General features: G+C 40.8%; 10 protein-coding genes. 5 read left to right on the top strand and 5 right to left on the bottom strand.

Going from position 1 to position 12,119, the window contains the following annotated elements:
- Positions 1-73: 73 nt before the first annotated feature.
- Positions 74-1,663 (bottom strand): exonuclease, encoded by a 1,590-nt coding sequence (locus LPTSP_RS16315; RefSeq protein ID WP_174704473.1) that lies wholly within the window; start codon positions 1,661-1,663, stop codon positions 74-76.
- A gap of 338 nt (positions 1,664-2,001) precedes the next feature.
- On the opposite strand from LPTSP_RS16315, the gene LPTSP_RS16310 reads away from it, so the two are divergent.
- A complete protein-coding gene (locus tag LPTSP_RS16310; RefSeq protein ID WP_174704494.1) occupies positions 2,002-2,538 on the top strand; it encodes an inorganic diphosphatase in 537 nt (178 codons plus the stop codon).
- Positions 2,539-2,540: 2 nt separating this feature from the next.
- On the opposite strand, the gene LPTSP_RS16305 is transcribed toward LPTSP_RS16310, so the two are convergent.
- Positions 2,541-4,448, bottom strand: a complete 1,908-nt coding sequence (locus LPTSP_RS16305; protein WP_108929706.1) for an adenylate/guanylate cyclase domain-containing protein — start codon at positions 4,446-4,448, stop codon at positions 2,541-2,543.
- Between the two features lie 238 nt (positions 4,449-4,686).
- On the bottom strand, positions 4,687-5,508 hold the full coding sequence (locus LPTSP_RS16300) for an alpha/beta fold hydrolase (RefSeq protein ID WP_108929705.1): 822 nt from the start codon (positions 5,506-5,508) through the stop codon (positions 4,687-4,689).
- Positions 5,509-5,571: 63 nt separating this feature from the next.
- On the opposite strand from LPTSP_RS16300, the gene LPTSP_RS16295 reads away from it, so the two are divergent.
- From LPTSP_RS16295 to LPTSP_RS16285, 3 genes are all read left to right on the top strand, one after another.
- Positions 5,572-6,522, top strand: coding sequence for a helix-turn-helix transcriptional regulator (locus tag LPTSP_RS16295; protein WP_108929959.1), 951 nt, complete (start codon positions 5,572-5,574; stop codon positions 6,520-6,522).
- 87 nt (positions 6,523-6,609) lie between these two features.
- Positions 6,610-7,452 carry a GGDEF domain-containing protein gene (locus LPTSP_RS16290; RefSeq protein WP_108929704.1) on the top strand — a complete coding sequence of 281 codons (843 nt, stop codon included), beginning with the start codon at positions 6,610-6,612 and terminating at the stop codon, positions 7,450-7,452.
- Positions 7,453-8,124 carry a class I SAM-dependent methyltransferase gene (locus LPTSP_RS16285; protein ID WP_108929703.1) on the top strand — a complete coding sequence of 224 codons (672 nt, stop codon included), beginning with the start codon at positions 7,453-7,455 and terminating at the stop codon, positions 8,122-8,124. It abuts the gene before it with no gap.
- Between the two features lie 13 nt (positions 8,125-8,137).
- Here LPTSP_RS16285 and LPTSP_RS16280 read toward each other — a convergent pair whose 3' ends face one another.
- On the bottom strand, positions 8,138-8,677 hold the full coding sequence (locus LPTSP_RS16280) for a DUF4442 domain-containing protein (protein ID WP_108929702.1): 540 nt from the start codon (positions 8,675-8,677) through the stop codon (positions 8,138-8,140).
- 285 nt (positions 8,678-8,962) lie between these two features.
- On the opposite strand from LPTSP_RS16280, the gene LPTSP_RS16275 reads away from it, so the two are divergent.
- Positions 8,963-10,894: a ricin-type beta-trefoil lectin domain protein gene (locus LPTSP_RS16275; RefSeq protein ID WP_174704472.1), complete on the top strand. Its 1,932-nt coding sequence runs from the start codon at positions 8,963-8,965 to the stop codon at positions 10,892-10,894.
- Between the two features lie 18 nt (positions 10,895-10,912).
- Here LPTSP_RS16275 and LPTSP_RS16270 read toward each other — a convergent pair whose 3' ends face one another.
- Positions 10,913-12,118: an FAD-dependent oxidoreductase gene (locus LPTSP_RS16270; protein WP_108929700.1), complete on the bottom strand. Its 1,206-nt coding sequence runs from the start codon at positions 12,116-12,118 to the stop codon at positions 10,913-10,915.
- Between the last annotated feature and the right edge of the window lies 1 nt (position 12,119).

The following is a 12,119-nucleotide window of genomic DNA, read 5'->3' as shown; positions in this document are numbered from 1 at the left end:
TAAAAATAGACCGGTCAACATATTTTTTAAAGAAAAAACAAAATCTTAAACCGAGGACCTAGAATGGAGATTTTTAGGTTTTGCCTTCCAGAATTCCGGCCATATGCTCCCGGACTTCTACGATCAATTCTTCTTTAAGTTTTTGTTTGATGGCGCTGATCTTCTCTTCGAATTTCAATTTTTCACCCATTTGGCGGTACTGTATATCTCCCAGCTCTCGGAAAACGTCCGTTAGCATGTTTCCCTTAAATCCCAAGAAGAAGGTCAATCTTCTATACCAAGGGAATGTATGAGAAAGACAATTATAACCTACGTTCCGGAAATCTTCCGCAGCAGATTCGTCCGAAAGCAAAGGAAGAAGTTTGTCCTTGTTTTTAAATAACATCAAGAGGAAGCTCAGGCTGGTCATATTATTAAACGCAAATTTTTCTGATAATTCCCTGAGCATATTTTTAACTAAAACCTTATCCCAAGGGCAGATGAACAATTCAGGACCTTCCGGGCCGTAATACACACAGCTCAATAAACTGGAATCATATTGGACAGACTTAATAACTTCAGAATCAAACGGCAGGTCCCTTCCGATTGACAAAGACATATAACGTGCCATGGCGCCCTTTCCGCTCAGCACTACTTTTTTGAGTCCGTTCTCCACACTCTTTTCTCTGGCTCCCTTCAGGAACATATCACTTTCCAAAGACTTTTGAGAGATCACTCTGGATAAACGGAAGAAGTCGGAGTAGGCTCCTTTGTTTCCGGAAAGCTGAGTTAGCTTGGCAAATTCTTCCGAGTAAATGGATTTTCGGATCAATAGAGGATCGTTGTTTAATAGGCCGGATTCATCGGAAAGAATAGTTTCTCGAATTGAGATCAATTGTTCCGCTAATTTGGGATTTTCAGTTACTAATTTAGGGATCACCTTTTTTTCGTACAATTCAGATACCTGGGTGAATAAGGTATCAACGTCCTGATCCGGAACATGTAAATACCCGCAAGTAGAAGTTCTGGTTAGGATCTCTTCTTCCTGAATAAAGGAATGGATCAGTTTATAATAATCATCCAGCAATTCCTTTTGTATTAGATTTTTATGATATATTTTCCCCAATAATTCTTTTGCTTTGTCGGTATAGGCGTATTTAAAATGAGGAGTATTTCCATCAGCCAAAGAATACAACACTTCGTTCAGAACTATCTCTCTGTCGTTTTGGGAGGAGATCTCAAAATTTCGGATCGTTCCTGCGGATTTTCGGGTGATTTGGAAGAATATATCCCTCACAGTTTCCGGACTTCCTTTTTTGGAAGATTTGGCTCCTAATACATGAAGAACTATGTCCAACTCCCCTGTGTTCTTTTTGGCATAGATCCTGGGAACAACTAATAATAAACCTTTGGAAATCAGTTCACTGATCTCCTCCACAAACTTGTAATCCAGCTCCGTGGTTGCAGGATATGTGGGGATCTTACCGGAGTTTAAACCTTCGCCATTCGTAGATTCTCCAGCGAGTAACAAAAGCCTTTCCATTTCAGGACTGAAATATGGCCTTTCGTCATTAGGATAAGAGTCTTTGGATTTGATCTGTAAATATACCGGCCTAAAAGAGGCGAATTTTCCGAACTCATTCGTTTGTTGGTTTTGTTGATCAGGTGTCGTCATCGTGTCCATTTGAACATCCCAGAAAGAAATCAATAAATTTCTTCCTAAAATAGGAAGACGAAAATAATGAAGGGATTATTCGGAATTTTAAGATAATATAATAAATCAAAAAGTTATTTATGTTAACTAAAATTTTATAACCATTCCAAAATTAGTTCCAACGCATTATTCCTCCTAAAAAATATGTCTTATTATATTTTCCGAATAGACACAGTATACTTACATAAATAGAAAATATAAGGACCGTTCGTTTTAAAACGTTTTGCTGATGGCTTGTTGGAATTCCTACAAAATTATGGTAGGAATATGCTTGCTATACATCCATCCGGTTCCAAGATCTCCGCATGATACAACATCCCTGGCACGAGGCCAGTCCCGGCCCAAATCCTCCTAATGAAGTTCATGCACTGGTAGAAATTCCTTCCGGAAGTAAGGCCAAGTTCGAAGTGGATAAGGAATCAGGTCTTATCAAATTAGATCGGGTGCTTTTCGCTTCCGCACATTATCCAGCTCATTACGGCTTTATTCCCCAAACCCTGGGTGACGATAAGGATCCTTTGGATATTTTAGTTCTTTGTTCGGAAGAAGTCCCACCTCTTTGTTTGGTGCCTGCCAGAGTGGTCGGAGTCATGAGAATGATAGATAGAGGAGAAGGTGACGAAAAGATCCTGGCCGTCGCCTCGGGAGATAGAAGTTTCGACGGCATAGAACATGTCTCTCAGCTTCCAAATTCCTTTAGAGCGGAGTTGACCCACTTTTTCTCTGTTTATAAACAATTAGAAAAAAAAGAAGTCAGGGTAGAAGAACCGGAAGGCCCCGAGGTAGCGAAAGAACTGATCCTCAGAGCATTAGATTTTTATAAACAGAAGTTCCCTAAAAAGTGAGATCAGCCCAAGACCTCGTATACTTCGCTGGACTTGGATTTTCCCTTCACTTTCACTTTGCCTAATTTTTTAAAGGAATACTTTCTGCGATTCTTCAACTTGCGGTATGTGCTTTCGCTAAGTAGAAGATTCGCATGAAACTCCTTTGTCAATCCTTCGATACGAGAAGCAAGATTAACCGCGTCCGAGATCACTGTCCCGTCCATTCTTTCTTCTTCTCCGATTGTTCCGAGCATCAACGTTCCCGTATGAAGTCCGATACCGATTTGGATCGGTTCATAATGTCGATCCGCTCTGGATTGGTTTAGGCTTTCCAGTTCTCGGAGCATTTCCATCGCAGCATCCAAAGCCTGGTCAGGAAGACTAGGAAAGAGTGCCATGATCCCATCGCCCAGATACTTATCTATAAAGCCACCGTGCTTGCGGATAATAGGTCCCATCTTTCTCATATAAGAATTCAAGAAATCGAAATTATCCTTAGGAGTCATCTTTTCGGAAAGCTGGGTAAAGGATCTGATATCAGAAAATAGGATAGTCATTTCTCTTTGGACCTGATCTCCCAAACCGATCTCCGTGATATCGCTCTTATTCAAAAATTTCAGAAATGCCAAAGGAACAAATCTACTGTAGGCCTTGTTCACTTCTAACAAGTTGTCGGACAGACGTTCTATGTACAAGAATGCCTGGGAAAACCGGAAAGAGAGCAGATAAGACTGCACGAATATAAAAACGAATAATCCCAATGGAAGATAATATCCGGTATTGATCACGGCCTGAGAATATAAACTATCGTTGATCGCGGCAGCAGTTAAAGCGATCACTCCCCCGATCGCCATCAAGGAACCTTCTGCTCCATTTCTTACTAAACGAAGTAATACAACAAAGATCCACAATATTACGAAAATCAAACATACTTGAAAAGGGATCAAAGTATGAGTATAAATACTCGCAGGAGTGACTACCACCATCGCGGAGACTATTAGGTTAAATCCTATAAAAAACTTTCTTAACTTTGCAGAGAATGAATGCGGATACAATGCATCCAAATAATAGATGAAGAAAGGAACAGCTAAGTAAAAGGATATATACTCCAGCTTATTAAAAAATTCCCAAGGCAAATGAGGGAATTTTTGGATCAGGAATCTTTCTCCTGTTACAAAGATCCTAAGACAGATGCTCGCACAGAATGCTCCGAAAAACAACCCGGTCATGTCCCTTCTTCTTAAAGAATACAGACCGAAATGATATAATGCCATGATGATAATACTTCCGAACAAGAACATCTCGCTGAAAGAGCTATTGTCTCTGAAATTCAGAAGGTCCGTTTCTGTTCCCAATCTAAGAGATTCCCAAAGCCCTCCCTTATAATGATTAAAATTCGAGATCTCTACTTGGATTAAGATCTCTTTGTTAGGTTGTCCGATCGCAACATAAAGAGGAAGATACTGAGGACGAGATGAGTTTTCATCCGGACCCACCACTCCATTTCCCATGATCTTCTTTCCATCCACATAGATAGAAGCAGCAGTTCCTGCACCTTGGAAGTGCATCATGAGCCTTCCTTGGTTTTGGCCCGGAATAATTTTTAAAGTATATGTCCCGTAACCGAAAGCCATCAAAGGATTCATCCCTTCTAGTTTAGGGATTTGGTTCCAGTTACCCGGAACATTAACTATATGAGTTTGTGCATCTTTCAAACCCAGATCTGGCCTGGAGACCCCAAGTTTCATCCATTGGAATTTCCACTCACCATCCAATTTTACGATTCCATCTTCTGTGAAGTTCCAATCTCTCAGATCCAGGACTCCGTTTTCCGCAAGTGGAGAAATTTTAGCGGAATTTTTGCTACGACAAGAGAATAACGTAAGGACCAGAAATAGAAGGAGTGGAATGACTTTAAAAGATTTCATATGACTTTGATTCGAAATTTGACGATAGAACTGCTCTGTTTTCCTCGGTTCAGAGAATGAATTTCCCGGTTCTTCTGCGGAAAGAGGAGTAATACTAATAAAATTCCGAAATCAATTAAATCAGAAATTAAGAAATTCCAAGGGATTTTTGAAAAATTTTTCCAGTAAGAATCTATAACTCTCGTTCGATGAAAATCTTTAGAGATCTCCCGGACGAATATCCGGGAGTTTTTGCATCTTAGAATTTTTGTAAGAAGGTTTCCAAGATATTGCGGAATTCTTCCGGTTGGTCCAATTGCAACCAATGCCCTGCATTTGCAACCACAGTATGAGGAAATCCTAAATGTAGTCTATGCAATGCAAATTGGTCGTCATTTTCAGGAGTGACTATCGCAAGCTTTGGACCCACATATCTTTTTAAGGAATGGTTCGGATCGTAATCCAATAATTCTGATGTGATCTTGATCACCATATCCTTAGGAGCTCGAGTCAATTCTTTCATTAATCTTTCTTTTACGTCAGGTTTAGAATGCGCCAATAATTGTTCCCAATAGGATTCCGTAGTTTGCACATACGTATCTGAAAGTAATGCATTCTTGATCTGAGTGCGAACGGATTCAGGCAATTTTTTAGGATCGCCATTAGAATCCACAAGAACGAGTCCTGCTACTCTACTTGGATTTTCTCCTGCGTATTGTAATGCTACACTTCCTCCCATGCTGTGACCAACGAGTACGAATCTTTGTAATCCTAGAAGATTTACGACTGTGGCCAGATCCTTTGCCATAGAAGAAATTCTATAATCCCCATCTTTCGGAAATTCGGAGTCTCCGTGACCTCTAAGCTCTATACGAACCACTCTTCTGTTCGGAACGAGCGACTCCTTGATCTCTTCCCAGTGAGAAACATTTCCGCCGAAAGAATGAATAAATACTACGGGTATTCCACCGAACCCTTCGTCTTTATAAGAAATTTTACCTGTAGGCCCATGGACAGATGTTTTAATAATTTCACCCTTACAAAGAACGATGCCAAAAACGGAAGTTGCTAAAGTAATCATAAAAACAAGTATGCCGGATTATACATGACAAGTTCTGTCATATTTAGAGATTATACTAAATTAATGAGAGCTGATAGGCTTCTAAACATTCTACTGCATCTACAGGCCAAAGGAAGAACCACCGCCAAGGAACTTTCCAAAAAATTAGAAATTTCCGAACGCACAGTGCATAGGGATATGGAAGCTCTTTCTTCCGCGGGTATTCCAATCTATGCGGAAAGAGGGATTGGCGGGGGCTGGAGTTTAAGCGAGGGTTATAGAACAAACCTCACTGGTTTTAAAAAAGAAGAGGTGATCTCCTTATTATTGGTACATTCTTCTCGGGTCCTGGAGGACTTAGGAAAGAAGAAGGATTTCGACTCCGCATTCGTCAAACTCATGGCTTCTCTTCCCCCTGCCTATAGAAAGGATGCGGAAACTGCCAGACAAAGAATTCATATAGACGGTCTAGGCTGGGGGCGCGCGATCAGAGAGCTTCCACTTCTTCCCATACTTCAAGATGCGGTTTGGGAAGAAAAAAAAGTAAAGATCATCTACGAGAAAGATGGTGGAAAGCCTGAGCCAAGAATCATTGAACCTTACGGACTCGTAGCAAAGGATACGATCTGGTATGTAGTCGCCAAACGTGGAAAAGAGATGAGAGTCTATCGGATCTCCAGGATCAAAGAAGCCGCAATCACTACAGAAAGATTCGAAAGACCTAAAAAATTTGATCTGGGAAAATATTGGGAAGAATGGATCAAAGAATTCAAATCAAGAGTACCCAAATATCTGATCAAAATTAAAGTCACGGAAACAACTGCGGAACATATCAAAAGTATTCCGTATATGAAATGCCTGAGCCAAAAACCTATGGAAAAAGGTTTTACTGAAATGGTAATCGATATGGAAACCAAGGAATGGGCATTAGGAAGTATGCTGCAACACTGCGATTCCGTTTTCGTTTTGGAACCTTTAGAGTTGCAGGAAGCGATTCGACATAAGGCTAAAGAAATTCTGAAAATTTACGAATAAAAACTTCTTCCTGATCGAATTTTTAGAGAGTAAGAAGAAGATTGCTTTTCCCGCAAATCCGGGATAATTTTTTGAACAGAAATTTTCATGTCGTCTTCTCCTAAAAACTATTGGATCCGAAATCCGAACTTTCTCGAAAACCAGGAAGATGCAATACTCATCTCCGACAATAAAGGAAAACTTTTAGATTCGAATTCTCAAGCAAAAGAGCTCGGTCTTGTTCCTGAAAAAAACGATCTGAAACATTCTTCTTGGTATCCGGAACTCTCAAAGGCAGATTCCAAAGACCACACTCATCTTACCTTACATCTTTCTTCCGGCAAAAGGAGATTTATATGCAGAACAATTCCAATCTTAGTAGATGAAAAAGAACCTGCAAAAGCATTCTATTTCAGAGACATCACAGAAAGATCTTTTTCAGAAGCAAAGGCGAAAAGATACGAAACTCTTTTCAGAAGAAGGGAAAACAGGATTAAAGAATTAGAGATCCGTGATAAACTCACTGGCCTTTTTAATAGAGAATATATGATAGAATCCTTTCAAGCGGAACTGCATAGAGCGGAAAGAAGCGGCTCCACGATCGGGGTAGTTTATCTGGACATTGACGGATTGAAAGAGATCAATGAAACTTTCGGAAATAGCGGAGGAGACCTTCTTCTGAAAGAAATGGGCAGAATACTTTTGGAAAATTCCAGAAGAAGCGATATTTCCTCCAGGATCGGAAGCGAAAAATTCCTACTTCTTCTTCCGGGAGCACACAAGAATATAGTTTTGGAAAGAGCGGAGAAGATCAAAAGATTATTTTTAGAATCCAGCTCCAACGGCTCTTGGGGGGAAGTGAAAATCAATGTGTCCTTAGGAGTGGCAATGTATCCGGAAGATGGCTCCACGTATGATATTCTTATGCAAAAAGTGCAAACAGGAAATTAAATGACCCACGTAGAAAAGTTCGAAGGCGAAAGAGCCCAGGTTTATGAGAGAAGGATAGGCAAGATGATCCCATTCTATTCAGGGATCATGGAGTTGGTGGCGATCTATCTTTTAGAAAATACTCCTGAAAAAGGAAAGATATTGTCTGTAGGATGTGGAACCGGAGCAGACTTTGCCAAATTACTGGAAATTTCTCCGGATCGGTTTTCAATTACCGGCTTAGATCCTTCTCCTGAAATGATAGGGCAGGCTCAGAAAAAATTCCCCCAACTTAAATTCATCTGCGGAACAGTAGGAGAACTTCCACTCGCGGAGGAATATGACTCAGCTACTCTATTATTCGTTTTACATTTTCTGCCAGATTCAGGAGACAAATTTTCTCTACTGAAAGAAATCTGTTCTAGATTAAAAAAAGGAGGAAGTTTAGTCTTATTCGATCTATTTGATCCTGAGCCAAACGGATCCAAGACCTTATTCCAGAACATAAAATCTTATCTTATCAATATCCAAGGTTGGGAAGAAGAAGCAGTCGAAATCTATCTAAAAAGAGTGTTCGAACTGCATCGTATTGAAAGTCCAAGATACTCAGAACTTTTTCTGGAAGCAGGATTTTCTCAAAGTTCTCAAAAATTCAGATCCTTACACGTAGGTGGATGGATTGCGACTAAATAAGATCTTTTTAAAATTAACTTCTTTTGCTGGGCTTGAACGCTGATGTCATGTTTTTAGAGGCCAACTTCTTCTCGTAAAACTCTTTAGATGCAGCGTAGATCGTTTTTTCGAAGGTCGCATAAACTGTTCCCTCTTCGTCCTCGTATTTTGCAGGAAGATCGAAAACAATTTCACCTTTTTCTAATATATCTTGTTTTGTTTTTTCGATCAATTCTTCAGTGATCAAAAATCGGATCTTTACCTTGTCAAGAATGGGGCGAACAAATTTTACTTTTGCAGCCTTGTCCCAGACCACGTAGTCCGGTCCTAGTATCCACATCATCATCAACATATAGTACGGATCCACGGAACTATAGATACTTCCTCCGTAAATTGTCCCCACTCGATTTAAAGTGCGGAGATTTTTCTTTAAACTTACATGAAGTTCTTTTAGATCGGAAGAGATGAATTGTATTTTTCCTCCAGTGCACCACAAACAAGGCCAATGGTTTAAACGAAAACGCAACCACCAAGAGGAGAGAGATTCTTTTTTATCGCTAGAGTATAATTTCATACTGGCTTCTTTGCTGTCAGATTGAAAGTAGCCTTCTTCTCGGCAAGGCGATTTCCCTGCTGCTGGTTCCTAAAAACCCTGCTCTTATATTCCGATTATATTAAGGTAACAAATCTATAACCTTTTTATTCTTTAGAAAACGGTCGTTATGTTAACTTTTTAAAATTATTTGAAAGGACGTTGACAGGGATATAGTTTCGAGTATTTCTTTTTCTACTTCGGATACCGGAGCCAAGCATTAAATTTTCGTAATGCAGAAAAATAGATCATTTGAATGGTGAAAAAATGAAAAGTTCCAAGACAATTCCTACTCGGATCGTCGCAGCCGCATTTCTTTGTGCTGTCTCCCTGATCGGAGCCGGATGTAAAGATTCCTCCTCAAACTACGATTCTTTGTTATTTTTAGTCCAAGCTAACGGTAAATCTGGAGGCTCTCTCCCGGCAGACATAAATTATAAAGCGGAATACCTGACTCCAGCCCCTTTGGACCAACCAAGCGGAGTTCCTTTCGAAGGCGGAGGCACCAAGGGCAAAAACGGAAGAAGTCCAATCCCTGTATATGCCCCAAAATTACAAATCGATCCTCAGGCCTGGATGAGCAGCGGATACCTTTCCAGATCCAATACTCAGCTCAGAAGCATTTGTATCCCTGGAACGCATGATTCCGGAACGTATGGGATCCAAGGAATCGACGAGAATATTTCCCAAACCCAGGAATACAATGTGGGAGAACAATTATCTCTCGGGTATCGTTACTTCGATCTTAGGATCAAAAAGATAGACGGACAATTTAAGATCCATCATGGATCTAGCGTTTCCGTTTCTGCCCAAGAAGTGTTCCAGCATATCTCCAGCTTCGTGAACAATCGCAAGAAAGAGATCGTATTTGTGCATATCCAGAATGTAGACAGTATGAGCGACGCTGAACATTACGAGTTGAAAGACCAATTGGTTCTTCCTTATTTAGGTTCCAGAATGGCTCCTCGCTATTTAGGGAATTCTGTCAACTTCTCCCAACTTTGGAACTTGGATAAGAACGTGATCCTGATCTGGGGAGGCGGAAATTATTCAGCATTATCCGAACTGTATTGGAACCAAGGCGAGACCATGAAGAGCGATTGGCAGAATACAGGAAGTGAATCCGATCTGATCAACGGACTTAGAGCTCGCATCAAGGATGATAGAGGCGGTAAATTTTACGTAGCTCAGATGATCCTAACTCCGAACGCAACTCAGATCATTTTTCCTCCTTATTGGGGAAGTATAGAAGATCTTACCAACGACAAATTGGATCATGCAAGTTTTGTTTACGACTTGGATAGAGAAGCCAAAAAATCAGGACAACGTTTAAATATCGCGATGGTAGATTTTGCAGGTCCTCGTTTCTCTCAATATGCTTTCGAAGCATGTATGGATGTGAACGATCTGGAACCAAGATACTTCACTTTAAAAAGCAAACAATCCAATCTATGTTTGGACGTAAGCAATAGCAGCACTGAGAATAATGCAAGAGTCCAAGTTTGGAATTGTAATAACACCAACGCTCAAAAATGGTTCTACGAACATTCTACAAGTTATCTCAGAAGTAAACTGAACACGGACAAGTGTTTGGATAACGGAGCGGAGAATTGGAACGGAGGAAAAATAGTCCTCTGGGATTGTAAAGATATGAATAATATGAGATTCGATTTTTACGACGATTCTATGCGCGTTAGACAAAACGAATCTATTGCGGTGGACGCTAACGGTTCTAGCAGCGGTTCCTTGGTCAGCCAATGGACCTGGCATGGCGGAAACAACCAACGTTGGGAGAAAAATTACGAATCTCCTTACTTTGCTCTGGTCAACCAGGCTTCTAATCTATGTTTAGATATAAGCAATAGCAGTACTGCAAACGGAGCAAGGATCCAAGTTTACAACTGCAACGGAACGGATGCACAAAAATGGTATTATGATGCAGGGAACGGTTTCCTCAGAAGCAAACTGAATCCATATAAATGTATGGATAACGGTGGAGAAACTCGCAATGGAGGAAAGATCGCTCTCTGGGACTGTAAAGACATGAACAATATGAGATTCGATTTCGTAGGAGATAGTATCCGAAATCGAATCAACTCATTGTATGCAGTAGATGCTTCAGCTAATGGCAACGGTTCTTTGGTTCACCAATGGGAATTCCTGAATGCTAGCAACCAACTTTGGAAAAAATCGTACTAAGTCTGAGAACGAGGGGATCTAATTGATTCCCTCGTAACGGTACATCCAATCCTGTCCTTTCTTAGCAAAACTAGGCAAGGCCAGGGTTAGGATCCTATCTCTGATCCAACAGCCAACAGGACTCAACTTTTTCTTTCTGTTTCCGTTCCTTCTGGATTCTTCTATGATCCTTTCAACTCTAGGCCTCCTGATCGTTTCGAAATCCCTAAATGCCTCCGGAACCGAATCGGATCTTTCTAAAAGTAAAAATAGAGTATGAGAGTCTTCTAAAGCCATGGAAGCTCCTTGGCCGGTATGAGGACTCATTACATGAGCCGCATCTCCGACTAATAATACCTTATCATTTCCCCATTTAGGTAGACTCCTCAGATCATGAACGTTCCCTTTTAAGATAGTGGAAGAAGCGTGGATAATCCTTTCGATAGGATCATGCCATCCTTTATGTATTTCTAATATTTTATCTCTCCAAGCCTTATCATCCAAAGAATTCATCTCTTCTCTGGAATATTCCTTATCTCTAGGAATATTGCTCCACCACATCCAGGAAGTATCTTCCGTCTTTCCGCAGGCAGCGAAGCCGAAGAAACCTTCTGGCCCGAAAGTAAAATGGATCGGTCCTCTTTTAGAATATTTTTCAGGGATCACATTAGCGGGAACGAATCCTCCGGCATTTAAGATCCCCGTATATTCAGGTTTTGGAAAATTAGGGTAAAGAAAACTACGGACTTTAGAATGATTCCCGTCGGCCCCAATCAGAAAATCCCCTTCTACAAAACTTCCATCCTCGAATTTTGCGATCACACCTCCATTTAAAGGAAATTCAGCATGAGAGAATTTTTTTCCGTATTCCGTGGGAATTCCCTCCTTCTCCGCAGCTTCCAATAGCAGAAGGTGGAATCTCGCACGGGAAACCACGATTGGAGATTCTCCGAATTGTGAAACGGAACCATTCGGGATCATTGCAAGGACCCTTCCGGTATGATTCCGGAAAATCATCTCGTCGGAAAGTGTTCCTATCCCTAACATCTCCGAAGTCAGACCCAATTCTCTAATCACCTTCATTCCGTTAGGTGCGATCTGAAGAGCTCCGCCTATATCTTCCGCCGGACGAGAATACGATTCCATCAAACGGACCCCGTACCCTGCCCTTTTCAGAAATAATGCAAGAGAAGGCCCTGAAATTCCGGAGCCTACGATTATGAAATTGGGCCTTCCTTGTTTCATA

It is taken from the genome of Leptospira johnsonii (assembly GCF_003112675.1).
Lineage (GTDB): Bacteria > Spirochaetota > Leptospiria > Leptospirales > Leptospiraceae > Leptospira_B > Leptospira_B johnsonii.
The sequence above is the reverse complement of the archived record's forward strand: the minus strand, read 5'-3'. Positions and strand labels throughout refer to the sequence as shown.

What these genes read in the sequence shown, in the direction of transcription:
- LPTSP_RS16270 (WP_108929700.1), bottom strand. Translation starts at nt 12,118, where the DNA reads ATGAAACAAGGAAGGCCCAATTTCATAATCGTAGGCTCCGGAATTTCA.
- LPTSP_RS16275 (WP_174704472.1), top strand. Translation starts at nt 8,963, where the DNA reads ATGAAAAGTTCCAAGACAATTCCTACTCGGATCGTCGCAGCCGCATTT.
- LPTSP_RS16280 (WP_108929702.1), bottom strand. Translation starts at nt 8,677, where the DNA reads ATGAAATTATACTCTAGCGATAAAAAAGAATCTCTCTCCTCTTGGTGG.
- LPTSP_RS16290 (WP_108929704.1), top strand. Translation starts at nt 6,610, where the DNA reads ATGTCGTCTTCTCCTAAAAACTATTGGATCCGAAATCCGAACTTTCTC.
- LPTSP_RS16295 (WP_108929959.1), top strand. Translation starts at nt 5,572, where the DNA reads ATGAGAGCTGATAGGCTTCTAAACATTCTACTGCATCTACAGGCCAAA.
- LPTSP_RS16300 (WP_108929705.1), bottom strand. Translation starts at nt 5,508, where the DNA reads ATGATTACTTTAGCAACTTCCGTTTTTGGCATCGTTCTTTGTAAGGGT.
- LPTSP_RS16285 (WP_108929703.1), top strand. Translation starts at nt 7,453, where the DNA reads ATGACCCACGTAGAAAAGTTCGAAGGCGAAAGAGCCCAGGTTTATGAG.
- LPTSP_RS16315 (WP_174704473.1), bottom strand. Translation starts at nt 1,663, where the DNA reads ATGGACACGATGACGACACCTGATCAACAAAACCAACAAACGAATGAG.
- LPTSP_RS16305 (WP_108929706.1), bottom strand. Translation starts at nt 4,448, where the DNA reads ATGAAATCTTTTAAAGTCATTCCACTCCTTCTATTTCTGGTCCTTACG.